Raw genomic sequence first — 25,856 nt, 5'->3', positions numbered from 1 at the left:
TTTTTGTTCTGAAAAGCGTGTCGACGATAACGCGGTTGTCGTGTGAAATTCAGTCGTAGCGCTGGAGTACCATGACGCACAATCATCACCTGCAGAGTCCAATGCCCCATGCCTGATCTATCGCGTTTCACGTCCTTGTTCGATCAGGCGCAGCGAGCCTTGCGCCTGGTCTGGGGGACATCGCGTGGCTTGTTTCTGGGGCTGGTGCTGGCAACGTTGGTTGCCGGTTTGCTGCCGGCGCTGGCGGCATGGTTGGGCCAGCGGATTGTCGATGCGGTGGTGGCAGCGATGCAGTTGCACGCACAGCACGGCAGTGCGCCGCTGTGGCCGGTGTTGCGTTATGTGTTGTTGGAGGCTGGGGTGTTGGCGCTGTTGTCCGGTACACAACGGGCACTGTCGGTGCAGCAGTCGTTGTTGCGGGTGCAACTGGGGCAGAAGGTCAATACGCTGATCCTCGAAAAAGCGCAGACCCTGTCACTGGTGCAGTTCGAGAACTCCGAGTTCTACGACAAACTCGTGCGCGTGCGTCGCGAGGCGTCGACCCGGCCACTGGCGCTGGTCATGAAGTCGTTGGGCTTGATTCAGAACCTGATCATGTTGATCAGCTTCGGGGTGCTGCTGGTGCACTTCTCCCCTTGGGCGCTGGTGCTGCTGGTGGTGGGGGCGTTGCCGGTGTTCTTTGCCGAGGCGCATTTTTCCGGTGACGCCTTTCGACTGTTCACCCGCCGCGCGCCGGAGAGTCGGCAGCAGAATTACATCGAAACCTTGCTCTCCCACGAAACCTATATCAAAGAGGTCAAGCTGTTCGGCTTTGCCCCACTGTTGCTGCAACGCTACCGCGACACCTTCGCCAGGCTGTATGCCGAAGACCGCCGTTTGACGTTGCGGCGCGATGGCTGGGGTTTCGGTCTCGGCCTGCTCGGTACTGCGGCATTTTACGTGGCCTATGCCTGGGTGGTGATCGATGCCGTGCATGGCCAGATCAGCCTCGGCCAGATGACTATGTATCTGGTGCTGTTCAAGCAAGGCCAAAGCGCGGTGAGCAGCAGTCTGAGTGCGATCAGTGGCCTGTACGAAGACGGCCTCTACCTGACCAGTCTGTATGAATACCTGGCCGAACCGGTTCAGGTCGATAGCGGTCACCTGACGGTCGGCGTCTGCCCGGGCGATGGTTTGCGTTTCGAGAACGTCGGTTTCCGTTATCCGGGTGCCAGTCGGCCAGCGCTGGAAAACATTGACCTGCAACTGGTGCCAGGCCAGAGCATGGCGCTGGTCGGCGAGAACGGTTCAGGCAAGACCACGCTGATCAAGTTGCTGACCCGGCTCTACCGCCCCGATCAAGGACGCATCCTGCTCGACGGCAGCGATTTGCAGGATTGGCAGGAGACCGCGTTACGTCGACGCATTGGGGTGATTTTTCAGGACTACATCCGCTACCAGTTCAGCGTCGGAGAAAACATTGGCGTCGGCGATACCCTGGCGTTCAACGACGCGCAGCGCTGGCAGGAGGCCGCCGCCCAAGGCATGGCGGCTCCCTTCATCGAAGGGCTCGACAAGGGTTATGCCACGCAGTTGGGACGCTGGTTTGCCGGTGGCCAGGAATTGTCTGGTGGGCAGTGGCAGAAGATTGCCTTGTCCCGCGCTTACATGCGTCGTGATGCCGACATTCTGATCCTCGATGAGCCAACGTCCGCCCTTGACCCGGCGGCCGAGGCGGCGGTGTTCGAGCATTTCAGCCAGCACAGCGAAGGTCGCATGACGTTGCTGATTTCCCATCGTTTTTCCAGCGTGCGCAATGCCGACCACATCATCGTGCTGCAACAAGGCCGGATTCTGGAGCAGGGTGGCCACGATCAATTGATCGCCGCCTCTGGGCATTACGCGCAACTGTTCGATTTGCAGGCTCGCGGCTACCGTTAAGTGTCCCGCCCGTTGCGCACGGTGGCAGGTCCGGCCACCCGGGGGGCCGGTTTGCTCTGCATCAGGCTGTCGAGCGCCTTGCGGTAATTCTGCCCGCCGAGCGCCATGCTGTTGTTGTGCGTCGCGCCCGGCACCAACAGCAGGCGCTTGGGTTGTTGCGCGGCGTTGAACAGTTGCTCGCTGAAGCGCGGCGGCACGAAAGCGTCAGCTAAACCGTGGACCACCAGCAGCGGCATGTGGATATCAGCGATCTTGTCGATCGAGTCGAATTTCTGCGACAGCAGCCAGCGCACCGGCAGCGAAGTGTTGGCCACCGACGCGGCAACATCCGCCAGCGTGGTGAATGTGGACTCGATCACCAGCCCGCGCACAGGAAGCGCGGAATGATCGCGAGCGGCGGCCTGGCCGAGTTCAGCGGCCAGATCGATCGCCACGGCGCCACCGAGGGAGTGCCCGTAGATCAGGCGTTTGGCTGGGTCCGGTTGCAGCAGTTTGAAGCGTTCCCACGCCACCCGCGCATCTTCGTAAACGCTGCTTTCCGACGGCAGATCACCATGGCTCTTGCCGAATCCTCGGTAGTCGATGGCCAGCACTGAATAGCCCGCAGCGCGCAGTTGTTCGATACGGAACAACTGCCCGGTGAGGTTCCAGCGCACGCCATGCAGATAGAGAATGGCCGGCGCATTGGCTTTTTCCGCCGGCCACCACCAGGCATGAATGTTTTCCCCGGCCTTGAAGGTCTTCGGTTGCAGGTCGAGTTCCTGCACGCTCCCGGGCAAGCCGTGATACCAACCGGCAGTGCCCGGTTCGATGCGAAACAGCAGTTTGCGTTCGGTGTGTTCGAGCACGGCACAACTGGTCGGCACGCCGATAATCAGCGCGGCCATGCAGGCAAACGCCAAACGGCGGCGTCGCAGACGCGTCATGAAGGACAGGAACATTAAACGTTTCACCCAGGCGCAGACAAAGAAGGCTTTTTACCAGATGCCTCGGTCTGCGCGTGAGTTTTTCGACCACTGCCCCGGTGCAACAATTACCAAATGCTGCAAAGACTCACACGACCTGCAGAACGATCTTGCCGATATGGTCGCCAGCCTCCATGTGCGCGTGAGCCTGAGCGGCGTCGGCGAGCGGGTAGACCTTGTCGATCATCGGCAAGCAGCGCCCGGCAGCCAGCGCCGGCCATACGTGCTCGCGCAGTTGATCGGCAATCGCAGCTTTTTCAGCAGCGGTACGGGCGCGCAAGAGCGAGCCGGTGATCACCGCACGTTTGGCCATCATTGCCAGCAAGTCAAAGTCATTGGCTCGCGCGCCGCCGAGGAAACCGAGCATGACCAGACGGCCATCCATCGCCAGGGCGCTGACGTTATCGTTGAGGTACGAGCCGCCCATGATGTCGAGGATCACATTGACGCCTTGGCCTGCGGTTTTCTCGGCGATGACTGCCGCGAAATCCTCATCGCGATAATTGATCGCTGCGCCGCCCAGATCGCGAATTGCTGCGCATTTGTCCGGGCTGCCGGCGGTGGCAAACGCTTCAATACCGAACTCGCGGCACAGCATCAGTGCGGTTGTGCCGATGCCGCTGGTGCCACCGTGAATCAGTGCGCGCTGACCACGACTGGCGCTGCCGAGGCCGAACAGGTTGGCCCACACGGTAAAGAATGTTTCCGGGATTGCGGCGGCGTGCACCCAGTCCAGACCGTGTGGAATCGGCAGAGTCTGGCCGGCGGGGACGGCGCAGTATTCGGCATAACCACCGCCGTTGGTCAGCGCGCAGACTTTGTCGCCCACGGCAAACTGGCTGACACCGGCTCCGAGTGCCACAATTTCGCCGGCGACCTCCAGCCCGGGAATAGGGTTCATGCCGGGTTTCATCGGGTATTTGCCAGCACGCTGCAAGGCGTCCGGCCGGTTGATCCCGGCGGCGTGTACGCGGATGAGCACCTCGCCTTCTGCGACGGTTGGAAGCGCCACGCGTTTGGGTTGCAAGACCTCGGGGCCACCGGGTTCGCTGATTTCGATTCGGGTCATTTCGTTGGGCAGGGACATATCGATTCCTGTTGGCATAAGTTCTGTAGATGGGAGCGTGCTATGCAAGTAATGATTCCCTTCAATTTGCACAGCAGCGCGACTCAGTAGGAGCGGGCAGCCATTTCATGGCTTGCTCCAGCAGCAGCGCCACGACGATTGCGCCAGCGGCAATGACGAACAACAGCGCGTGATGACCGCCGCTGGCATTGAACAGCGCTGAATAGGCAAATCCGGCCAGCGCCTGAAAGGTGGCGAATGACACCGTGGCACGGCTCCAGGCGATCTGCTGACGATGGTGTTCCGGCACCAGCTCATGCACTCGCGCCAGAGCCAGAGGCACAATACCAGGCGGAAATGAACCGAGAATAACCGCCAGCAACGCCAGCGCCAGAAACGAGTGAGTCATTGCCAGCAACCCAAGGACAATCGCCTGCACCACCAGCACCAGGCGAATGCCGGAGCGTGCGCCAAGCTTATCGGCAAGAAAGCCATAACTCACCGGACCGACAATTGCGCCCAAACCGTACATCACCCAGATCAGCGCGCCGATATGTGCCCCGGCGCCGAGTCCACGTGCCACGTAATCCACCAGAAACACCATGGCCGGCACCAGGCCAGCGGCCATGAAGGCGTATTGGGCGAACAGCAAATACACACCGCGCGGTGTCGGTTCTGCGGACACCGTTTCTTGCGCAACGACCGGGTGCAGGAAATCAGCCGGCCAGCCAAACCAGCTCAGCGCCGTCAGCACCAAGGCCAAAGCCCCCAGGCCCAGCCATGTCGCTTGCAAACCGAGGCTCAACAGCGGCGGCACCAGCGTCCCGGAACCGGCAATGCCAAGACCTATGCCGAGAAAGATCGCGCCACTGGCCAGCCCTTTACGCGCCGGCGGAACATGCGGCAGAACTGTCGCGGCTACCAGCACCATGATCGCACCGCCGGCAATCCCCGACAGCAGTCGCCAGCCGAAGAACCAGCTCACCGACAACGGAAACGCGCAGGCAAAAAATGCCGCCGTGACCACCAGCATCATCAATCGCAAGGCATTTTTATTGCCGAGCTGGCGCGCTGTCGGCCGGCCGAGCAGAGCGCCGATCAGGTAGCCCACCAGATTGGCCGCACCGAGGTAGACCACATCGTTGGCGCTGAACCACTGCGCCTCAATCAGCGAAGGGATCAATGGGGTGTAAGCGAAACGCGCCAGCCCGATGCTGACCAGGCTGGCGCAGAGGCCGGCGAAAATCGGCAGCCAGATACCGGTGGAGGTTGAAGTGCGCATGATAGCGATCTCGCGGAAGGTTTATGGCGTTCAGCATATCGGCTATTGTTGCTGCGTTAATGCAGCGATTTAGCGTTGCTGCGATGCGAATTTGCATCACTTGGAGGCAGCATGAATTGGGATGACGCACGGGTATTTCTGGCCGTTTGCCGCGAGTCGACGCTACGTGGCGCTGCACGGGTTTTGGGGGTGGATCAGGCCACTGTCGGGCGACGGATCACGGCGCTGGAAAAGTCCCTGAGCGCTACGTTGTTCCTGCGCACCTCCGACGGCTACGCGTTGACCGCTGTCGGTGAGGCGGCGCTCAGGAGTGTGGAGAAAATGGAGCATTCGGCACTGGAGCTGGAGCGGCAGATTCAGGGCCTGGATGATCGCCTGACCGGCACGGTGCGCGTCAGTACCACGGATTCGCTGGCGATCGACTTTCTGATCCCGGCCATCGCCCGTTTGCACGAGCAGCACCCGGACGTACGAGTGCAACTGGACGCGTCCACGCAGATCCTCAGCCTGGCCAAGCGCGAGGCGGATATCGCGGTGCGCAACACCCGGCCGGACAATCCTGATCTGATCGCTCGGCGAATCGCCCGATGGCCGGTGGGCCTGTTCGCCTCTCAGGCCTATATAGACGCCAATGGCGTGCCGCAACCGGACACAGCGTTTGAGGGGCATGATCTGGTGGTCTATCAACCGTATCTGCAAAGCAAAAAGGACCTGACCCTGGTGTCGGAGCCGCTAAGTCGCGGTCGCATCGTCGCCAGCCTCAGTTCCAGCCTGCTCGTCCGCCGGTCAATTGCCGCAGGGTTGGGTGTCGGAGAAATCCCGGTGTACATGGGCGAGCGCGATGGCCTGATCAGGCTCTGGCCGGAGCGCACTCGACCATTGCCGTACGAAGTGTGGTTGGTGACCCACGCGGACTTGCGGCATACCGCGCGGGTGCGGGCGGTGATTGAGCAGATTGTCGACGTGTTCGTGTCGGAGAATGACTAGGCAGACGTTCTTTTTGGCGGGGCTACAAGCTCTGACGAAACGGCCTACATCAGAGGCAGAATCTCCCGGCTTGTGAGGCGGTTGGATGGGGCCTATTGTTTCGTCATGTCGGTGAGGGGCGCAGGGCTCGCACTGATGTTGATACCAGGGACGGTATCGGTAAACCCAGGAAGGTGTCGAATTGAGAACCACGGAATTCAGTCAAAACCCAATCAGTGACCTTGCGAGCAAAGGTCGGAATACTCAAGCCATGAACGCTATCAGTCGTGAAGAATTCAATGCCAGGATAGAAACCATTGAGACCAGAATGGACGCTCGGTTCGAGGGTGTGTCGACAAAAATCGATGCTTATCTTTTGACTCAGGCGGAGAGGGACAAACGATACGATCTGATGTGGGACGGCGTACAACAAATCGCCGAAGACTCAAAAGAAGCCATCAAACATGCCTCGACAGTGAAGGCGCATTACTGGGCGACGACCGCCGTCCATTTTCTCGGAATGATCACCGTCGTCGTAGGGGCGCACTTTGCCAATCAAGCAGCGGTATTAACCACCTTGCAGACGACACTCGCCGCGATCCAGATCGGCAAGGATATAAGTGCACCAAGACCTGCTTCGCAACAAGCACCCGAATCACCACAATAGAAAACGGCCTTCAAAGAAGGCCGTTTTTCGTGAGCATTGAAACACCGCATCATGGCATTTCTGGCAACTCCTGCGGCCGCAAGTCGAACACCAGCACCTCGGCATCGACACCATTGCTCAAGGTCAGCAACTGTTCTTCGCGAACCCGTACGCCGTCACCTTCCTGCAAGGGCTGGCCATTGAGTTCAACACTGCCGCGCGCCACATGCACGTAGGCATAACGGTTGGCTGGCAGCTCCAGCGTGGCAGTTTCTTTACCGTCGAACAGCCCGGCAAAGACCCGTGCGTCCTGACGCACTTTCAGCGAACCGCCGTTGCCGTCCGGCGAGATGATCAATTGCAGGCGACCGCGTTTTTTCTGTGCGCTGAAATGCTCCTGTTGATAGCGCGGTTTGGCACCGCTGACTTCCGGCACGATCCAGATCTGCAGGAAGTGCACCGGTTTGGTCGCCGAATGGTTGAACTCGCTGTGCGCTACGCCGCTGCCGGCGCTCATCAACTGCACGTCGCCCGGGCGAATGACCGAGCCGGTGCCCAGCGTGTCCTTATGTTCCAGTGCGCCTTCCAGCACGTAGGAAAAGATCTCCATGTCGCGATGCGGGTGTTGGCCGAAGCCTTTGCCGGCAGCGACGCGGTCATCGTTAATCACCAGCAGATCGGAAAAACCCTGCTCGCGCGGGTTGCGATAGCTGGCAAAGGAAAAGGTGTGAAAGGACTTCAACCAGCCATGATTGGCGAGGCCACGATCGGAGGCTTTGCGAAGGGTCAGCATGATGAAATCTCCTTGCGGGACGTGAATTCGTCCGAGTGAGGAGAAGGTTACTGTTTACTGTATTGCGCAGTAAGTAGATGAAAATTGAAAGACTGTCCCTGTCAGGTTGACAGTTTTGCGATAGCCTTCACACAAAACTTTTGCGCTCAAACGGCGACAGTTGGCCATAATGTCTGGTCCGTATCATGTCTCTCTGATTGAAGTGATGTCTTCCCATGAAAACCGTGGCAATGGTGCTGTTTCCCGACTTTCTTCTGCTCGACATGGCCGGGCCATTGGAGGTTTTTTCGGTTGCCAATCGCTACCTGAAACCCGATACGCATTATCAATTGATCACCCTTGGCACCGAAGAGGGCCCGCTGCGGGCCTCCAATGGTGTGATGGTGCAGGCCGACCGGATCATTGGCGACGACACCGAGCGTTATGATTTGCTGCTGGTGCCGGGAGGCCCCGGTGCCTACAACCAGCAGTTCCCGTCGTTGTTTGCCTGGCTCAAAGACGCAGTCCGGCGCGTCGAGTACTACGGATCCATCTGCACTGGCGCTTTTGTCCTGGGGCACGCCGGTTTGCTTGACGGTTACCGTGTAACCACGCACTGGAACTACACCGAGCGCCTGATCAAGGGGTTCCCGAACGCCCATGTCACGACTGATCAGATCTATGTCGAGGATCGCAACCTGATCACCTCGGGAGGCGTTACGGCGGGGATCGATATGGCGCTGGCTGTGATCGCCCGCGATCACGGCAAGAAGCTCGCGCAGGATGTGGCCAAAGTCCTGCTGGTGGTGATGAAACGCCAGGGCGGGCAGGCGCAGTTCAGCCCGTTGATGGCTGCCGTGGCACCGCAGGAAACGCCGATTACCCGCGCGCAGAGTTACGTGCTGGAACACCTCGACGAAGCCTTCACGGTTGAGCGCATGGCGGCGATTGCCAATATGAGCGCGCGGCACTTCGCGCGGGTGTTCACCCGCGACATCAACATGACGCCGATGGAGTTTCTGCAAAGTGCGCGCATCGACTGCGCACGAAACTTGCTGGAAACCAGCGATCTGCCGCTTAAAACCGTGGCTTACAAAAGTGGTTTCGGCAGTGTGCGGCACATGCGTTCGCTGTTCGCTGAAAAGCTCGGCCTGACGCCCGCGCAATACCGCGAACAGTTCAGCTAGAGCGCTGTTGTCCGTCTGGCGCACCCGTATGTCCGAATTGAGTCTCGTGTAGCGGTTGTCGCGTCATCTGAGGCTGCCAAGATAGTTGGCATGGATAGCCTCATCGATTTGAACACGGCGTCGGTGCTGCATTTCGGCCCCTACGCCTTCCACCTGCGCCAACGGCTGATACTCGACGGAGATCGGCCTTTGCGCATGGGCGGTCGTGCGCTGGACATTTTGCAGGTGCTGGTCGAGCGTGCCGGGCGAGTGGTCAGGAAGGAGCAATTGATTGCCCTGGTTTGGCCAACGTCGGTGGTCGAGGAGATCAACCTGCGCGTGCACATCGCCGCGCTCAGGCGCGCCTTGGGTGACGGCGAAAACGGTCAGCGCTACATCGTTAACGTGCCGCAATGCGGTTACAGTTTTATCGCCCCGGTGCGCTGCGACAGCGTCGCGCAAGTGGTCTTCGAGGGGCTGCGAACACCCGAGCATAATCTGCCGGCGCGGCTGACCCCGGTCGCCGGGCGCGATTCGCTGGTCGGCGGGCTGGTGCGGCAAATGCCGCTGTGTCGGCTGATGACCGTCACGGGGGCGGCTGGTGTGGGTAAATCCACTGTCGCGTTGCGGGTCGCGGAACTGCTGTTGCAGTACTACAGAGACGGCGTGTGGCAGATCGATCTGAGCTTGATCGACGACGACACACCGCTGCTCGATCAGGTGCTACGCACTCTTGAAAGCGATTTGCCCGGACTGTCGACTCGCCATGCGTTGCTGCTGCTGGATAACTGTGACCACCGTCTCGGCGCTTGCCGGGCAGCAGTTGAAACGTTGCTCGAGGCCGCTCCCCGCCTGTCGGTTCTCGCCACCAGCCGCGAGGCCTTGCAGGTCGGTCTGGAAACCCTTCAGGGCGTGCCACCGCTGACCCTGCCGAAACGTTCCGCAGGCGATTGCATCACTGAAGCCATGGGCCATTCTGCGGTGCAGTTGTTTGTCAGCCGCGCTCGCGCACGACAGCATGATTTCCGCCTGCGTGAACAGGATGTCAAAGCCGTCCTAGAGATCTGTCGCCAACTCGACGGTTTGCCGCTGGCGATCGAACTGGCGGCGGCGCAGATCGATGCCTTGGCATTGGTCGGCTTACAGGCGCAAATGAGCAATGGTCTGCAAGTGCTCAGCCATGGCCGGCGCACGGCGGTACCGCGGCATCAATCGATGCAGGCGGCACTCGACTGGAGCTATCAACGCTTGAGCGAGCAGGAACAACGCGCGCTACAGCGGTTATCGGTGTTCAAAATGGCGTTTACCCTGGAGGCGGCGCTGGCGGTGATCAGTTGCCCGCAACTCGCGTCGTCGCGGCTTGCTGCGATCATTGAAGGCCTGGCGTGCAAGTCATTGCTGGTGGCGGAGCGGGGCGGCAGCACAGGCCGATACCGAATGCTCCACACCACTCGCTGCTATGCGCGCAAGCAACTGGAGCGTTGCGGTGAAGGGATTGATCTTGAGCGCCGGCATACGCTCTATATCAACCGGATACGCCGGGCCTCAGGCGTGCCTGTGCTCGCGTAAATCGTCGATCAGCAGGCGCACCTTGCGCAAATCCGGGGTCGCGTAGCCCTCGGTGAAGCGCTGATAAATCGGCGTGAGCAAATCCAGCGCCTCTTGGCTGCGCGATTGGCGCTGCCAGAGTTGCGCCAGTGAGGTGGCACTGCGCAGTTCCCAGGCGAGCGCACCTTGGCTGCGGGCGATGGTCAGCGATTGTTGCAGGAGTGCTTCGGCTTCCTTGAGGGTCTCTTCGCGAGCAAGCTCGCTCTCACATGGGTTCCGAGTACACCCAAAATCCCTGTGGGAGCGAGCTTGCTCGCGAAGGGCCCCGTCCAGGCAATCCGGATCGTCTTTCAATAACGCAGCAGCCCGAGCCCGCAAAATCTCCGCCGTGCTCCATCCCGCATCACCACTCAGCGCTCGCTCAAACAGTGCGTCATCCACAAAGCGGTCATCCAGCGTCACCATGATTTCCCGAATCAGCCCACTGCTGTCCTTCGGCACGGGCGTGCTGGTTTGCGTGTCGATCACCTGCGCGTAATGTCGCGCCCACGTGTTGAACAGCAGCACCGAATGCTTCTGCGATTGTTCCAGCAGCAGTTGCAACAGCGCCCGGGCGTTCTGCTGATCGCCGTTGTAATGAGCGATCAGGCAACTGGCCAGTGCCAGGGTGTAACAAATCGAGGTGCCATGGTCGATCTGCACGGCAATATCCAGGGCCAGTCGCGCCGAATGCCACGCTTGCTCCGGCAATCCCTGCATCCATAGCACCCGCGCCAGCACCGTCAGCGACGCGACGCTCTGGTCGTATTGCACGCCAAAACCGTGAGTGAAGCGGTTGACGTGGCCGCTGTGTGCCATGCGCTGCAGCACCTGCTCGGCATGAGTGCGCGCCTGCGGTTGATCGCCGGCATAGTGCAGGGCCAGCACGCGCAACCGGTGGGTACTCAGTGACAACAACGGGTCGCCGTGCACGCCGAGGCGATCGAAGTGCTCACTCTGCGCCAGCGCCATGCGGTAGTGCCCGCAACTGAGGTTGACCGCCATGTGTCCGGACACCGCGCGCAATTGCCCGGCGACGTCGTCGTGTTCGAGGGCCAACTGGCGAGCCTCGACGAACGCCTGGATGGTTTCCGGGGTGCCTCCCCACGTGTGATAACAGGCACTGCCGAGGGCCAGTTTCAGGGAGATTTTCAGACGCGGGCAGGGCTCGCCGAGTTCATCGAGCAGGCTCAGCGCCCGCCGCACATAGCCGCCATACTCCTTGAGGTGCGACAACTCTTGCCACAGGGGCGCCGACGCTGCTGTCAGGCGAATCCCCAGACTACCCGGGCCGACACCGTTCAGGCTCCAGTCCAGCGCCGCGCGCAGGTCTTCCAGCCCTCGGGCGTAACGCTCGATCCACAAAGCCGTCGGTGTCATTTCCCAATCGCTTTGCGCCTGTTGCATCAATGCCAGGCAGCGTTCGGCGTGGCGTTCGCGGGTTTCTTCGCATTCGGCGGCGTGCTCGAGTTTTTCCAGTGCATAGCGGCGGGTCGTGTCGAGCAGACGATAGAACACCTCTTCGTCACCGACTTCGACGCTGAGCAGGGATTTCGCCACCAGTTGGGTGATCGACACACACACCACACCGGGATCGATCTGTTGGCCGACGATGACGGCCGCCGCCGACTCCAGGGTAAACCCTCCGCAAAACACACTCAGACGACGCAGGCAGGTTTGTTCGCACCGGTCGAGCAGGTTGAAACTCCAGTCCAGCGTGGCGCGCAGGGTGAGATGGCGCTCAAGACTGCTTTGATTACCCGCTGCCAGCGGTGGCAAACGGCCCTGCAGTTGGCTCAGCAAACCTTCCAGGCCCAGTTCGGCGACCTGCGCTGCCGCCAGCTCCAGCGCCAGAGGAATACCGTCGAGTCGGTGGCAGATTTCGATTGCTTGCGGCAACTGCGCATCGCTCAGTTCAAAGCTTTCCTGCGCGGCCGTGGCCCGTTCGATGAACAGTTGCAGCGCCGAATAATCCAGCGCTTGCTGACGATTCAATGTCGCGTTCATCAATGGGTATTCGAGCGAATCGAGACGCTGCACGAATTCGCCTTCCGCCCGCAGGCTTTCGCGGCTGGTGGCGAGGATATGCACCTTCGGCGCGCCGCGCAGAATGCTTTCGCTGAGCATCGCGACGGCATCGATCAGGTGTTCGCAGTTGTCGAGCAGTAACAGCATCTGTCGCTGTTGCAGGCCATTGACCAGCGCCGCCAGCGGATCGCCTTCGGGGAGTGCCAGATCGAGCAGGGCGGCCAGGTGTGAGCAAATCAGCCGTGGATCGTTGAGCGGTGCCAGGTCCACCAGCCGAATACCGTCGCGGTAATGCCCGATCAACTGCTCGGCCACGCGCAAGGCCACCGTGGTCTTGCCGATCCCGCCGGGGCCGACCAGGGTGATGCAGCGTTGGCGCGGTAACTGCGTCATCAAGCTGTCGACGAGCGCCTGGCGACCGAGCATCCGCGTGCGCCGCAAGGGCAAATTGTGCCGACCGCCAGCATCGCCCACAGGACGCTCCTCCATGGATTGCGGTAGAACCGGGGCGACGAAACTGTAACCGCGTTGCGCCACGGTGATGATGTAACGCTGGCCGGCCTGACCGTCACCGAGGGCTTTGCGCAGTGCCGCCATGTGCACCCGCAGGTTGATGTCCTCGACCACGCTGTCCGGCCAGACCCCGGCCATCAGTTGCTGCTTGCTCACCACTTCGCCGGCATGGGCCAGCAGAATCAGGAGGATGTCCATCGCCCGTCGGCCCAGGCGCAACGGCTGCTCGCCTTCGAGCACCAAGCGTTGGCCGGGATGAATCCGATAGGGGCCAAAACCGAGGGCCTGATTCGGGGAAAGACTCAACAGCTCACTCCTGCGGTGCTGCGGCGGACAGAGCGGAGTAGGGCCGGGCGGGTGCGCAGGCCTTCTATTCCGGGGTGTCCCGGCATAATCCTCAGGTTTGAGCGTCAGTGCAACGGGGGCCGCGATCAAAACATGGCGGGTTGTGAACGCTGGGCTTTGGGTTCACGCATGATCTGGCAGCGCCAGGCAAACGGATTAATGCCCTCGCTGCGGGTAAACATATGGCAGAAGTGCGCCTGATCGCAGAACCCGCATTCCAGGCTGATTTGCGTCAGGCTCAGGTCGGTATGCTGGATCAGCAGCTTGGCCCGCGCGAGACGCTGGGTGCGAATCCAGTCCTGCGGCGATAACCCGGTGCTGCATTTGAAGGCGCGGGAAAAATGGCTGCGTGACAGTGAGCAGGCGCGGGCCAGTTCGGTGACCTCGAGGCTTTCGCCGAGGCGTTCGAGGATCAGTTGTTTGACCTGTCGTTCGCGTTGCGGACTGAGTCCGCCGACCCCGGTCTTGCGTGGTTCGTTGGCAGGGGCAAGGGCGACGCTGTGCTGTAAGTGAGCCATGGCCAAAGTCCGTGTTGATGGGGAATGCACGGTCGGCGCATCCCCTCAGGTCAAAAAAACAACGCTGCGCAGAGGGTTTCATTGTTGGCCGAGGGCGGGAGGCTGACGAGTTAATCGTTGTTAATTCCAGCGCATTGGCCTGAACTCAGCACATCCCTGCAAGTCTGCGCCCCGCGGTTTGCGGCACCATGACTGCAAGCGTGGCGAACCGAGGGGGCGCCGCAATCGGCAGGTCCAAGGGGAATCAAATGAAAGGCATCTTTAACGCAGCGACGGCGCTGACGTGCGCGCTGGTGATTTCCGGTGCCATGGCGCAGGCACCACAGCAGGGCACCCAGGCGCCGGGCTATTTCCGCCTGGCATTGGGGGATTACGAGGTCACCGCGTTGTTCGATGGCTACAACGACCTGTCGCCAAAGCTGTTGCAGGGCATGAGTCAGAGTCAGATCCGCGCGCTGCTGGCACGCCGTTCGATTGAAACCCCGGGGGTCCAGACGGCGTTCAATGCCTTTCTGGTCAATACCGGCAAGCAACTGATTCTGGTCGACAGTGGCGCCGGGCAATGCATCGGCGCCACCGCCGGGCAGCTCGTGGCGAATATGCAGGCGGCCGGCTACCGGCCAGAGCAGGTCGATACGGTTTTGCTGACGCACCTGCACCTTGATCATGTCTGTGGTCTGGTCGATGCCCAGAAACAACCGTTGTTCACCCATGCCACGGTGTATGCCGCCAAGGCTGAAGCGGATTACTGGCTCGATCCGGCCGCGCTGGCCAAAGCTCCGGCCGGCGCCCGAGAGTTTTTCAAGATTGCCCAGGACTCCACCGCGCCCTACGTCGCCGCCGGGCGTTTCAAGACCTTCGCCGCGGGCCAGTCGCCGTTGCCGGGGTTAGTCGAAGCGACACTGGAAGCCGGACATACGCCGGGCAGCACCACCTACCGTTTCACCTCGCAGACTCAGAGCATCGTCTTCATGGGGGATCTGGTGCATAACCTCGCTGTGCAGTTTGAGCATCCGGAAGTGTCCATCGGCTTTGACGTCAACAGTGCGCAAGCGATCAATGCGCGTCAGGCAGTCTTCAGTGCGGCGGTCGCCAGCAAGACGTGGGTGACGGCGGCGCACCTGCCGTTCCCGGGCATCGGTCACATTACCGCGCAGGGCAAACATTTTCAGTGGGTGCCCGTGGAATACGGTCCGTACAAGCGCGCGGCCAAGGTGCCGTTAATCGAGTAAAGTGCGCAGCGCCCACCCGCAAAAGCAGCTGACACCGAAAAGGAAAACATGCCCATGAACCGTAACGATCTGCGTCGCGTCGACATGAACCTGCTGGTGATTTTCGAAGCGCTGATGTTCGAAAAGAACCTGACCCGCGTTGCCGAAAAGCTGTTCATGGGGCAACCGGCCGTCAGCGCTGCGTTGGGGCGTTTGCGCGATCTGTTCGACGATCCGTTACTGCTGCGCAACGGTCGCAGCATGGAGCCGACCGCGCGGGCGCTGGCGATTCTCAAAGAGCTGCAACCGGCGATGGACGTTATCTCTGGCGCGGTCAGCCGGGCCAAGGAGTTCGAACCGGCGAGCAGTTGCGACGTGTTTCGCATCGGCCTGTCGGACGACGCCGAATTTGGCCTGTTTCCACCGTTGTTGCGTCAGCTTCAGCAAGAGGCGCCGGGGATTGTCGTGGTCGTGCGCCGCGCCAATTACTTGTTGATGCCGGCACTGTTGGCCTCAGGGGAAATCTCAGTGGGCGTCAGCTACACCACCGATCTGCCGGCCAACGCCAAGCGCAAGACATTGCGCGACATTCCCTGCAAAGTCCTGCGCGGCGACGACCGTCCCGGGCCGCTGACCCTCGACGAATACTGCGAGCGTCCGCATGCGATGGTGTCGTTCTCCGGCGACCTGAGCGGCAATATCGACATGGACCTGGCCAAGGTCGGTCGTACCCGCCGCGTGGTGTTGGGCGTGCCGCAATTCAGCGGCCTGCGCGCCTTGCTCGCCGGCACCGAGATGATCGCCACTGTGCCGGATTACGCCGCCTGCGCGTTGGTGGAAGGGTGTGCGCTGCGCGCCGAAGATCCACCGTTCCCGATCGATGCGGCGCAATTGTCGATGGCGTGGAGCGGGGTGCATGACAACGATCCGGCGGAGAAATGGCTCAGGTCGCGGATCAGTCAGTTCATGGCGGCGCCGCTGAATATCCCGCCGATTTAAATCCCTGCACAAATCTCACAAACAACACCAATCCCCTGTGGGAGCGAGCCTGCTCGCGAAAGCGGTGTGTCATTCAAAACATTTGTTGACTGACCCGGCGCCTTCGCGAGCAGGCTCGCTCCCACATTGGCTCGGTGCGATCCATAGATTTTCGGTGGTTTAAACATCGCCGTTTAAGCAACACCCTCAGACACTCTTTCAGGCTACGCAACCTTGCGCCGTTGCCTACAGCTACGCCAGAATCCGCCGGCTTGTGCGCTTGTGGTCGGGTCTCTATCGTTTGGTGGTCGCTGAATAGTTCAGCGATCGGGTTTAGCGACCCGAATTGGATACAGGCGCACAGTGCACCCTACGTCTTTGCAGATTGTCTTTTTGCAATTGATGTTATGGCGGCTGCGCGCGGGAGGCCTTCGGGTCTGCCGGGTTCCTGTTCCTCCCGGTTCGCTAACCTGCGTGCAGCTGCCACCATTATTTGTTTAGCGACAAGTCATGGTGGTTAACCCAGGACAGGAGATTCACCATGTTCAAAGTCACACCCAACCCACCCGACATCGACCCCACATCCCCTTACGAATCCATCGATTCCCGAAAACTCCACGAAGCCGCCGACCGCGCCCTCGACCACTACCTCCTTCCACCCGGCTCTACACCACCTCCACGCAGAACTCGCGGCATGTACGCGGTAACTGCCGACACCAAAGCCGAAGAACTGCTGACCGACGCCAGCGAAACACTTGCCTCGGCCAAAACCATCGCCCAGGACGTCGCCCACCTGTTGCCCGCGCCGCAGCGTCGGGCGTTGTTGGGGATTGCGCAGTTGATCATGCTCGGAGAGCTGGCGGTGAATCGGGTGCTGGATAACCTCGAACCACCGGCCTGAACACAACCCCCCTGTGGGAGCGAGCCTGCTCGCGAAAGCGCTGTGTCATTCAAAGTATTTGTAACTGAACCGACGCCTTCGCGAGCAGGCTCGCTCCCACAATGTTCTGCGGTGTTTCAAAAATCCTGGCACGCCGTGGAACTGAGCACACACATCCAATTTCCTCCCACCCAACCCCGGCATGATTCACCCAATAATTATTCACGGGTGAGTCCATGCACGTTTCTCAACGGGAAGAACAGGCACGCGACATCGGTTTGCTGTTCCTGCGGGTCAGCGGCGGGTTGTTTCTGCTGTGGGTCCACGGCTTGCCCAAACTGCTGGATTTCACCGCGCAACTGCAACTGATCGAAGACCCGTTCCACCTCGGTGCCCACCTCACCCTGATCCTGGCGATCTTCGCCGAAGTCCTCTGTCCACTACTGATCGTCGCCGGGGTGCTGGCGCGATTGGCGTGCTTGCCTATTCTCTTTGTGCTGCTGGTGGCACTGCTGGTCGTGCATCCGCAATGGAGTGTGGCCGAAGGGCAGTTCGGCTGGTTGCTGTTGATCCTGTTTACCACTGTGTTGATCGCCGGGCCGGGACGGCTGGTGATTCCTGTTCGTTTGCCCGGAGTGCTGCGTTATGCCTGAAGTCCTCGATCCACAGACGCCGGGGGCCGATGAGACGGTCACGCTGATCATCAAGCACCGGGTCAAGGCCGGTTTCGAGTCAGCGTATGAAACCTGGCTGCGCAATATCGTCCGCGTCGCGAGCCAGCGTGAAGGCCATTTGGGCGTGGACGTGGTGCGCGGCAAGCGCGGGCGTCTCGATTTTTACACTTGCGTGCTGCGTTTCAGCTCCACTGAAGCGATGCAGGGGTGGCTGGAGTCGCCGCAGCGTCAGGCACTGGTCGCCGAAGCGGCGCCGATGCTGGCTGACGGCGATCAGACTGAAGTCGCGCCGATCAAGGAGTTCTGGTTTACACCACTGGCCGATGCCGCTTCGCCGCCGCCGCGCTGGAAGCAAGCGGTCGTCACGCTGCTGGTGATTCTGCCGCACACCTTGCTCGTGCCGCTGATCTGGGGACCGCTGCTGGCGCTGCATCCGATTCTTTCCAACTACGTGGTGGCCACGTTCCTGATCACCCTGACCATCGTTCTGTCGGTGGTCTACGTGGTGATGCCGCCGGTAACCCGTTTGTTTACGCCGTGGCTCGAAGCCAGCCAAGCCCATGAACACCTCGATTCCCAAGAGACCTCGCCACGCTGAGCGCGCGGGGTTTGCTCCTTTTCACTTTGCTTGAGGAACTGCGATGAGCGCCGATCTGATTTTATTCAATGGCCAGTTTCATACCGTAGACCGCACCAAACCGCTGGCCAGTGCCGTGGCCATCACCGACGGCCGCTTCGTGGTCGTTGGCAACGACAACCAGGCCATGGCCCTGCGCGGGCCGAACACGCAAGTGGTCGATATGCATGGCCGCTGCGTTATTCCCGGCCTCAATGACTCGCACTTGCACTTGATCCGTGGCGGTTTGAACTACAACCTCGAACTGCGCTGGGAAGGCGTGCCGTCGCTGGCCGACGCGCTGCGCATGCTCAAGGATCAGGCTGACCGCACGCCAACCCCGCAATGGGTGCGCGTGGTCGGTGGCTGGAACGAATTCCAGTTCGCTGAAAAACGCATGCCGACTCTGGAAGAAATCAACCAGGCCGCGCCGGATACCCCGGTGTTCATCCTGCACCTGTATGACCGCGCGCTGCTCAATCGCGCCGCCCTGCGCGTGGCCGGCTACACCCGCGACACGCCGAACCCGCCGGGTGGCGAGATCGTTCGCGATGCCAACGGCAACCCGACCGGCATGCTGGTCGCGCGGCCTAACGCGATGATCCTCTACTCGACGCTGGCCAAGGGGCCGAAGCTGCCGCTGGAATATCAGGTCAACTCGACCCGCCAGTTCATGCGCGAACTCAATCGCCTCGGCCTGACCAGTGCGATCGATGCCGGCGGCGGTTTCCAGAACTACCCGGACGATTATCAGGTGATCGAGCAACTGGCCAAAGACGACCAGTTGACCGTGCGCATCGCCTACAACCTGTTCACCCAGAAACCGAAAGAAGAGCTGAGCGATTTCCAGAACTGGACCGGCAGCGTCAAGTTGCATCAGGGCGATGACTTCCTGCGCCACAACGGCGCCGGGGAAATGCTGGTGTTCTCGGCAGCCGATTTCGAAGACTTCCTCGAACCACGCCCGGACCTGCCGCAGACCATGGAAGAAGAGCTGGAACCGGTGGTGCGCCACTTGGTCGAGCAACGCTGGCCGTTCCGCTTGCACGCGACTTACAACGAATCGATCAGCCGCATGCTCGACGTGTTCGAGAAGGTCAATCGCGACATTCCGTTCAACGGTCTGCCGTGGTTCTTCGACCACGCCGAAACCATCACCCCGCAAAACATCGAGCGTGTGAAAGCGCTGGGCGGCGGCATCGCGATTCAGGATCGCATGGCGTTCCAGGGCGAGTACTTCGTCGACCGCTACGGCAAGCAAGCCGCCGAAGCGACGCCACCGATCAAGCGCATGCTCGCCGAAGGCGTACCGGTCGGCGCCGGCACCGACGCCACGCGCGTTTCCAGTTACAACCCGTGGACGTCGCTGTACTGGATGGTCAGCGGTCGCACCGTCGGCGGTCTGGCCTTGTACGAAGAAGGTCTGCCGCGCGCCACCGCGCTGGAACTGTTCACCCACGGCAGCGCCTGGTTCTCCTCGGAGCAGGGCAAGAAAGGCCAGATCAAGGTCGGGCAACTGGCGGATCTGGCGGCGCTGAGCGCGGACTTCTTCCATGTTGAAGAAGAAGCGATCAAGTGGATCGAATCGGTCATGACCGTGGTCGGCGGCAAGATTGTCTACGCGGCCGGCGACTTCGAAGACCTCGGCCCACGCTCGATTCCAGTGCTGCCGGACTGGTCGCCGGTGGTCAAAGTCCCAGGCCACTGGCGGCCAAATTCGCCATTGCAGGCGCAGGTTCACCAGTGCAGCGGGCCGTGTGCAGTGCACACCCACAGCCATGAAAAGGCGCGGATGTCGAACGCACCGGTCAGCGATTTCGCCGGTTTCTGGGGCGCGTTCGGCTGTTCCTGCTTCGCTTTCTGATTTCCCCTGAAGCGCCGGCCATCCGGTCGGCGCTTCATGCTTCATCCATCCGTCCATCAGGAGTTTTCCCATGAGCGTTCCTTACACACGTCTGAACAAAGATGATGCGGTTGTATTGCTGGTCGATCACCAGACCGGTCTGATCTCGCTGGTCCAGGATTTCACTCCGAACGAATTCAAGAACAACGTGCTGGCGCTGGGCGACATCGCCAAGTTCTTCAAGCTGCCAACCATTCTGACCACCAGTTTCGATGCCGGCCCGAACGGCCCGATCGTGCCTGAGCTGCGCGAGCAGTTCCCGGATGCGCCGTTCATTCAGCGCCCGGGCCAGATCAATGCGTGGGACAACGAAGATTTCGTCAAAGCGATCAAGGCAACCGGTCGCAAGCAACTGATCATCGCCGGTGTGGTGACTGACGTTTGCGTGGCGTTCCCGACCCTGTCGGCGATTGCTGAAGGCTATGAAGTGTTTGTGGTGACTGACTCGTCCGGCACCTTCAACACCACCGTGCAGCAGGCGGCGTGGGCGCGGATGTCGGCGGCGGGTGCCCACCTGCTGAACTGGTTCTCGGTGGCGTGCGAGCTGCAGGGTGACTGGCGCAACGACATGGAAGGTTTGGCGCATTTGCTGTCGGAGCGTCTGCCTAACTATCGCAATTTGATCAACAGCTATACCAAGTTCACGGCCAAGTAATCGGCTGATCTTGAAGAGCCCCTCACCCTAACCCTCTCCCGGAGGGAGAGGGGACTGACCGAGGGGTTCTTTCGAGGTACGCCGACGTGCAATACCGAGCCGGACTCAGGTTCTGAATTGCATGCGGTCTGCTCCCTTTCCCCCTCGCCCCCTTCGGGGGAGAGGGCTGGGGTGAGGGGGAGGCTTTTGATCTTGATCTTGATCTTGCCGCTTCAACGCTTCTGCAACCAACCGAGAAAACCACCTTTCCTCACCGCCACCGGTTTAGCCATCAACGCGAGGCGACTGTTCTGCTGACGCACCGCCTGCAATTTATTCAACGCCCGACCCACCTCCGTGCGCTGCACCATGCACTCGCGGGTCAGATTCTTGTCGAGTCGATAAATGATGCTCGACGTCAACGCCGTGAACGTCGCCTGCGACGGCGTATCCGCCAGAATGCTCTGTTCACCCATGACCTCACTCGGCCCCATCCGCCCGGCCTCGACCTGGCTGTCGCCGTCCGGCACCGTCGCACTGACCACCCCGGTGGCAATCACGAACAGACTGTCCGGAACCTCGTCCAGATCCAGCACCACCTGGCCCGCCGTGTACTGCTGGGCAACCATCGATTCCGCCAGACGATCGCGCTCATCACTGCTCAGCGAGCGGAAGATTTTCACTTCATCGAGCAACGCACGGGCGCGGGTCGAGGGTTCGATCACGCCGTCCGGATGCCGCGAAATCCCCGCCGCTTCCAGATGCCGGTGGGCGAGGTCGAACAGTTGATTGCGTACTTCGCTTTTTTTGCCGAGCTCGGCGATGAACCCGCTGGCGACGTACTCCGACATGGTTTCGCCGGCCTCTTTCAGCACGGCTTTCGGCGCTGGCGTCAGCAACAGCGAACTGCTGCCCTGCAAAGTGCGATCAAGCGCATCGAGTACCCGCCGCGGGCGGATGTGATTCGGCACCTGAATGCTGATCGACACGCCATGCATGTTGTTCGGGCGGCTGAGATTGACGATCTTCGCCTTGGCCGCGACCGAGTTCGGCACCACCGCCATGGTGCCAGCGCTGGTCAGCAAGTGCGTGGCGCGCCAGTCGATGTCGAAGACCTTGCCTTCGACGCCGTCGATCACCACGAAATCATCCACCTGATACGGCTTGGTGGTGTTGAGCACGATCCCGGAAAACACATCGGCCAAGGTGCTTTGCAGCGCCAGACCGACAACGATGGCCACCACGCCCGAGGTTGCCAGCAGTCCTTTTACCGGCAATTCCAACACGTAACCGGCTGCGGCGACGGTGGCGACCAGAAACACCAGGGCGCCGATCACGTCCTGCAGCAAACGACCGCTGTGGCCGATGCGGCGCATCAGCGCCAGGCCGATCACCTCGGTCAGCACCCGCGCAGCGTACAGCCACCAGAGAATTCCCAGTGCCGTCGCACCCAGTTGCGCCACGCGGTCATCGGTGAATTGTGGTGCTTGCAACGGACTGACGCCGGCGTTGATCACCAGCGCCGTGAACGCCAGGAACAGCACCAGGCGAACACCGACTCTCGGGGCGCGATGGGTGAAGGGCGAGAAGTGCCAGAGCACCGCGTCGAGCAGCAGCAGGGCAGCGCTCCAGGACAGCAGGTGAGTGTAGAAAAAGGTCATGGCCGGTGCTCCGCAGTGTCTGCCAATAAAAAGATCGCAGCCTGCGGCAGCGCCTACAGAAGAACGTATTCCAATGTAGGCGCTGCCGCAGGCTGCAATCTTTTGCTGTTAAGGATTCAGATGAGTCTTCAGCTCAGCCGCCGCCTGACGCACCGCCGCTTTCACTTCCGGAATCTGACTCAGCGGATTGAGCAAACCAAAGTCATGAATCATCCCGTTGTAGCGCACCGAGGTCACCGCTACACCCGCCGCATCCAGGTGCCGCGCATAGCCTTCGCCTTCGTCACGCAGCACATCGAACTCGGCAGTCTGCACCAGTGCCGCAGGCAAGCCCTTGAGCTGTTCGGCGCTGGCATTCAGCGGCGAGGCATGGATCTGCGCACGCTCGGCCGGGTTGGTGGTGTAGTTGTCCCAGAACCACTGCATCATGCCTTTGGTGAGGAAGTGGCCCTCAGCAAATTGCTGGTACGAACCGTCGTCGAACTGCGCGTTGGTCACCGGCCACATCAGCAACTGGAAGCGCAGCGCCGGGGCTTTCTGCTCCTTGGCCATCAACGCCACGACCGCCGCCATGTTGCCGCCGACGCTGTTGCCGGCCACGGCCAGGCGCTTACCGTCGACACCGATCTCCTTGCCGTGCTCGGCCACCCATTTGGTTGCGGCGTAAGCCTGGTTGATCGCGGTCGGGTACTGGGCTTCCGGCGACGGCGTGTAGTCGACGTACACCGCGACCGCACCGGAACCCACCACCAAGTCACGAATCAAGCGTTGGTGAGTCGGGAAATCGCCGAGCACCCAGCCGCCACCGTGGAAGAACATGAACACCGGCAACTCGCCTTTGACCTTGGCCGGCCGCACCACTTTCAAGTTAATGGTCTGGCCATCGACCTTGATCGCTTTGTCACTGACTTCAACACCCGACAGATCCACCTTCACCGAAGCCTGCGCGCCGGTCAGCACCGCACGGGCGTCTTTCGGGCTCAGCTGCTCCAGCGGTTTGCCACCGCCGGCGGCGAGGGCGTTGAGGAAGGCTTGGGTGTTGTGTTCGACACCGCTGTTTTCGGCGGCGAAAGCGTTGCCGATGGATAGGGCGAGGAGGGAAGCGGTAAGGGTTTTCTTGACGATGTTCATGGTGGAAATCCTTTTGAATGTTTTTGATTTTTTATGCCTGGGTTGCGGGCTGCTGTGGCGCTGGGCTTCAGGCCTCAGCAACACCGTGAACACAGATTAATGGGCTGCTCAAAAGTGAAAAAGCGGCTATAAAGCGTTTAACTGTCTACCAGAGAGTGACAATGAACCCGTTCGAAGACATGCGTATTTTTTGCCAGGTCATGGACTCCGGCAGCTTCACCTCGGCGGCCGATCAGTTAGGCCTGTCCAAGCAGTTCGTCAGCCGTCGCTTGATGCAGTTGGAAGAGCGTCTCGGCGTGCGCTTATTGAACCGCTCGACTCGGCGCCTGGACGTCACGCCGCTGGGGCAGAGTTATTACGAATCGGCGTTGCGCCTGTTGGGTGAAGTCGAACAAGTGGAGCAGGGCATCGCCGGGCAGACCGCCGAGCCACGCGGGACGATTCGCTTGAGCGCGCCGCTGTCGTTTGCCGTGGCGCATCTGGGGTGTCTGCTGCCGCTGTTCTTGCAGCGTTATCGCGAGGTCACGGTGGAAGTGGATCTGAGTGATCGGCCGGTCGATCTGCTCGGTGAGGGCTACGATCTGGCGTTGCGCATTGGCGTGCTCGAAGATTCGACATTGATTGCCCGGCGCATCGCGTCGATCGAGCGGGTGTACTGCGCCAGTCCGGCGTACCTCGCTGAACGCGGTACGCCCCTCGAGCCGGAAGATCTGCACAGCCATGACTGCCTGCCGTACGGGCATAGTCGTTCGGTGCAGTGGCGCTTCAACGCGGGGCAGGGCAAGCCTGTGTTGGTCAATGTCACCGGGCGCATGCGGGTGAACAACGGCGAGCTGCTCAGGGATGCGGCGGTGCAGGGGATGGGCATTACTTATCTGCCGACGTTCATTGTCGGCGCGGCGTTGAAGGATGGCCGGCTGGTGCCGGTGCTGGATGATTTGCGCCCGGAGCCGCTGACGTTATCGGCGGTGTATCCGCAGCATCGTCAGGCCTCAAGGCCGGTGCAGGCGTTGGTCGAGTTTTTGCGTGAACGCTTGAACGAGAGCCACGTCGCCCTCTGAGCCTTACAGCAGATTTTCAAACCCTGCAAAACCCCTGTGGGAGCGAGCTTGCTCGCGAAAGCGGTGTGTCAGGCAAAACATCATTGGCTGACCTCAGCATTCGCGAGCAAGCTCGCTCCCACATTTGATAAAGGTCGTCTGCGTAATCTGTAAACGCCGCAAAACCCTGTAGGAGTGAGCCGGCTCGCGATAGCGTTCTGTCTGTCACAGCTTCAGTGTTTGGATGACCGCTATCGCGAGCAGGCTCACTCCTACAATTGATGGTGGTTGTCTGTGAAATCTGCGCACGCCACAAAACCCTGTGGGAGCGAGCTTGCTCGCGAAAGCGGTGTGTCAGGCAAAACATCATTGGCTGACCCTCAGCATTCGCGAGCAAGCTCGCTCCCACATTTGATAAAGGTCGTCTGCGTAATCTGTAAACGCCGCAAAACCCTGTAGGAGTGAGCCTGCTCGCGATAGCGTTTCGTCTGTCACAGCTTCAGTGTCTGAATGACCGCTATCGCGAGCAGGCTCACTCCTACAATTGATGGTGGTTGTCTGCGTAATCTGCGCACGCCACAAAACCCTGTGGGAGCGAGCTTGCTCGCGAAAGCGGTGTGTCAGTCAAAACATCATTGGCTGACATACAGCATTCGCGAGCAAGCTCGCTCCCACAGGTTTTGTGGTGTTTCTAATGATCAGTTGGCGCGCTTGTCATCGCCCGGCTCGCCGCCGACATGTACGCCGCGATCATCGCCGGCTTCAGCCGCAGCGTGGACGCCACGATCATCACCGACTTCACCAGCGCGGTGGACCCCGTGGTCATCGCCGACTTCACCGGCGCGGTGGACGCCATGGTCATCTCCCGCTTCAGCATGGGCGCCGTTGCGGCCGGATGAGGCACTGTCGCCCGAGTGCCCCGAGCCGTGGTCGCTGCCGCTGTGGCCACTGTTGCCACCGCCACCACCATTGCCACTGTTGCCGCCACCGCCGTGACTGCCTCCGCCGCCACTTCCGCCCCCACCATTTCCACCGCTGCCACCTCCACCGCTGCCACCACCGTTGCCACCGTGACCGCCGCCGCCCCCGCCACTTCCTCCACCTCCGCCCCCACCATTTCCGCCGCCGCCCCCTCCGCTACCGCCACCACTGCCTCCACCACCACTCCCACCATCCTTGGCATGAGCACTGGATACCCCGGACAAATTGTCCGGAATCAGCACCGTAGACGCCGACAGAACTGCGCCGATGGCCATTGCGAGCACGAGCTTTTGAATGTGCATATCGTTCTCCGTCTTTGTGGTTTTGTTGGGAACGTCAAAGTGCGTTGTTGCAGGGATCGGACCCGTTCCCG

22 protein-coding genes are annotated in these 25,856 nt (G+C 60.8%); 13 read left to right on the top strand and 9 right to left on the bottom strand.

Annotated elements, in window-relative coordinates; genetic code table 11:
- Nucleotides 1-108 precede the first annotated feature (108 nt).
- Nucleotides 109-1,920 (top strand): ABC transporter ATP-binding protein, encoded by a 1,812-nt coding sequence (locus tag HU754_RS19245; RefSeq protein WP_186624916.1) that lies wholly within the window; start codon nucleotides 109-111, stop codon nucleotides 1,918-1,920.
- Here HU754_RS19245 and HU754_RS19240 read toward each other — a convergent pair.
- The 3 genes from HU754_RS19240 to HU754_RS19230 all read right to left on the bottom strand — a co-directional run bounded on the left by HU754_RS19240 (nucleotide 1,917) and on the right by HU754_RS19230 (nucleotide 5,233).
- Nucleotides 1,917-2,861 (bottom strand): alpha/beta hydrolase, encoded by a 945-nt coding sequence (locus HU754_RS19240; protein ID WP_186624915.1) that lies wholly within the window; start codon nucleotides 2,859-2,861, stop codon nucleotides 1,917-1,919. The two genes, HU754_RS19245 and HU754_RS19240, sit on opposite strands and share 4 nt — an antisense overlap.
- A gap of 112 nt (nucleotides 2,862-2,973) precedes the next feature.
- Nucleotides 2,974-3,972, bottom strand: coding sequence for an NAD(P)H-quinone oxidoreductase (locus tag HU754_RS19235; protein WP_186624914.1), 999 nt, complete (start codon nucleotides 3,970-3,972; stop codon nucleotides 2,974-2,976).
- 61 nt (nucleotides 3,973-4,033) lie between these two features.
- Nucleotides 4,034-5,233 (bottom strand): YbfB/YjiJ family MFS transporter, encoded by a 1,200-nt coding sequence (locus tag HU754_RS19230; protein ID WP_186624913.1) that lies wholly within the window; start codon nucleotides 5,231-5,233, stop codon nucleotides 4,034-4,036.
- A 111-nt stretch (nucleotides 5,234-5,344) separates the two neighbouring features.
- On the opposite strand from HU754_RS19230, the gene HU754_RS19225 reads away from it, so the two are divergent.
- Together HU754_RS19225 and HU754_RS19220 are read left to right on the top strand one after the other, a co-directional pair.
- A complete protein-coding gene (locus tag HU754_RS19225; protein WP_186624912.1) occupies nucleotides 5,345-6,220 on the top strand; it encodes a LysR family transcriptional regulator in 876 nt (291 codons plus the stop codon).
- Between the two features lie 250 nt (nucleotides 6,221-6,470).
- Nucleotides 6,471-6,866: a hypothetical protein gene (locus HU754_RS19220; RefSeq protein ID WP_186624911.1), complete on the top strand. Its 396-nt coding sequence runs from the start codon at nucleotides 6,471-6,473 to the stop codon at nucleotides 6,864-6,866.
- Nucleotides 6,867-6,915: 49 nt separating this feature from the next.
- On the opposite strand, the gene HU754_RS19215 is transcribed toward HU754_RS19220, so the two are convergent.
- On the bottom strand, nucleotides 6,916-7,638 hold the full coding sequence (locus HU754_RS19215) for a pirin family protein (protein WP_186624910.1): 723 nt from the start codon (nucleotides 7,636-7,638) through the stop codon (nucleotides 6,916-6,918).
- A 215-nt stretch (nucleotides 7,639-7,853) separates the two neighbouring features.
- Here HU754_RS19215 and HU754_RS19210 point away from each other — a divergent pair, with 215 nt between their 5' ends.
- Together HU754_RS19210 and HU754_RS19205 are read left to right on the top strand one after the other, a co-directional pair.
- A complete protein-coding gene (locus tag HU754_RS19210) occupies nucleotides 7,854-8,804 on the top strand; it encodes a GlxA family transcriptional regulator (protein WP_186624909.1) in 951 nt (316 codons plus the stop codon).
- 90 nt (nucleotides 8,805-8,894) lie between these two features.
- Nucleotides 8,895-10,352 (top strand): ATP-binding protein, encoded by a 1,458-nt coding sequence (locus tag HU754_RS19205; RefSeq protein ID WP_186624908.1) that lies wholly within the window; start codon nucleotides 8,895-8,897, stop codon nucleotides 10,350-10,352.
- Here the strand turns inward: HU754_RS19205 and HU754_RS19200 are convergent.
- Nucleotides 10,329-13,217 (bottom strand): ATP-binding protein, encoded by a 2,889-nt coding sequence (locus HU754_RS19200; RefSeq protein ID WP_186624907.1) that lies wholly within the window; start codon nucleotides 13,215-13,217, stop codon nucleotides 10,329-10,331. The genes HU754_RS19205 and HU754_RS19200 overlap by 24 nt on opposite strands.
- Nucleotides 13,218-13,342: 125 nt before the next feature.
- Nucleotides 13,343-13,774: a helix-turn-helix domain-containing protein gene (locus HU754_RS19195; RefSeq protein WP_099758570.1), complete on the bottom strand. Its 432-nt coding sequence runs from the start codon at nucleotides 13,772-13,774 to the stop codon at nucleotides 13,343-13,345.
- 248 nt (nucleotides 13,775-14,022) lie between these two features.
- Between HU754_RS19195 and HU754_RS19190 the strand changes: the two genes are divergently transcribed.
- The 7 genes from HU754_RS19190 to ycaC all read left to right on the top strand — a co-directional run bounded on the left by HU754_RS19190 (nucleotide 14,023) and on the right by ycaC (nucleotide 20,691).
- Nucleotides 14,023-15,006, top strand: a complete 984-nt coding sequence (locus tag HU754_RS19190; protein ID WP_186624906.1) for an MBL fold metallo-hydrolase — start codon at nucleotides 14,023-14,025, stop codon at nucleotides 15,004-15,006.
- 54 nt (nucleotides 15,007-15,060) lie between these two features.
- Nucleotides 15,061-15,984 (top strand): LysR family transcriptional regulator, encoded by a 924-nt coding sequence (locus tag HU754_RS19185; RefSeq protein ID WP_186624905.1) that lies wholly within the window; start codon nucleotides 15,061-15,063, stop codon nucleotides 15,982-15,984.
- A gap of 520 nt (nucleotides 15,985-16,504) precedes the next feature.
- A complete protein-coding gene (locus tag HU754_RS19180; RefSeq protein WP_016987821.1) occupies nucleotides 16,505-16,864 on the top strand; it encodes a DUF6124 family protein in 360 nt (119 codons plus the stop codon).
- 215 nt (nucleotides 16,865-17,079) lie between these two features.
- Entirely contained in the window at nucleotides 17,080-17,496 is a 417-nt protein-coding gene (locus HU754_RS19175) for a DoxX family protein (RefSeq protein WP_186624904.1), read from the top strand.
- Nucleotides 17,489-18,115 carry an antibiotic biosynthesis monooxygenase gene (locus HU754_RS19170; protein ID WP_186624903.1) on the top strand — a complete coding sequence of 209 codons (627 nt, stop codon included), beginning with the start codon at nucleotides 17,489-17,491 and terminating at the stop codon, nucleotides 18,113-18,115. Before HU754_RS19175 ends, HU754_RS19170 begins: the two co-directional genes overlap by 8 nt.
- A 43-nt stretch (nucleotides 18,116-18,158) precedes the next feature.
- The gene (locus HU754_RS19165) at nucleotides 18,159-19,997 is read left to right on the top strand and encodes an amidohydrolase (protein WP_099758574.1); all 1,839 of its coding nucleotides are present in this window, start codon (nucleotides 18,159-18,161) and stop codon (nucleotides 19,995-19,997) included.
- Nucleotides 19,998-20,067: 70 nt separating this feature from the next.
- Nucleotides 20,068-20,691 (top strand): isochorismate family cysteine hydrolase YcaC, encoded by a 624-nt coding sequence (ycaC, locus tag HU754_RS19160; RefSeq protein ID WP_007913541.1) that lies wholly within the window; start codon nucleotides 20,068-20,070, stop codon nucleotides 20,689-20,691.
- Nucleotides 20,692-20,903: 212 nt separating this feature from the next.
- Here ycaC and HU754_RS19155 read toward each other — a convergent pair whose 3' ends face one another.
- Both HU754_RS19155 and HU754_RS19150 read right to left on the bottom strand, forming a co-directional pair.
- On the bottom strand, nucleotides 20,904-22,331 hold the full coding sequence (locus HU754_RS19155; RefSeq protein WP_186624902.1) for a mechanosensitive ion channel family protein: 1,428 nt from the start codon (nucleotides 22,329-22,331) through the stop codon (nucleotides 20,904-20,906).
- A 108-nt stretch (nucleotides 22,332-22,439) separates the two neighbouring features.
- Nucleotides 22,440-23,462 carry an alpha/beta hydrolase gene (locus HU754_RS19150; protein ID WP_186624901.1) on the bottom strand — a complete coding sequence of 341 codons (1,023 nt, stop codon included), beginning with the start codon at nucleotides 23,460-23,462 and terminating at the stop codon, nucleotides 22,440-22,442.
- A 161-nt stretch (nucleotides 23,463-23,623) separates the two neighbouring features.
- Here HU754_RS19150 and HU754_RS19145 point away from each other — a divergent pair, with 161 nt between their 5' ends.
- On the top strand, nucleotides 23,624-24,523 hold the full coding sequence (locus HU754_RS19145) for a LysR family transcriptional regulator (RefSeq protein WP_095120153.1): 900 nt from the start codon (nucleotides 23,624-23,626) through the stop codon (nucleotides 24,521-24,523).
- A gap of 677 nt (nucleotides 24,524-25,200) precedes the next feature.
- Here HU754_RS19145 and HU754_RS19140 read toward each other — a convergent pair.
- The gene (locus HU754_RS19140) at nucleotides 25,201-25,785 is read right to left on the bottom strand and encodes a hypothetical protein (RefSeq protein ID WP_217827565.1); all 585 of its coding nucleotides are present in this window, start codon (nucleotides 25,783-25,785) and stop codon (nucleotides 25,201-25,203) included.
- Nucleotides 25,786-25,856: the final 71 nt, after the last annotated feature.

It is taken from the genome of Pseudomonas zeae (genome assembly GCF_014268485.2).
GTDB classification, from domain to species: Bacteria; Pseudomonadota; Gammaproteobacteria; order Pseudomonadales; family Pseudomonadaceae; genus Aquipseudomonas; species Aquipseudomonas neuropathica.
This window is presented reverse-complemented; position numbering and strand designations above follow the sequence as displayed.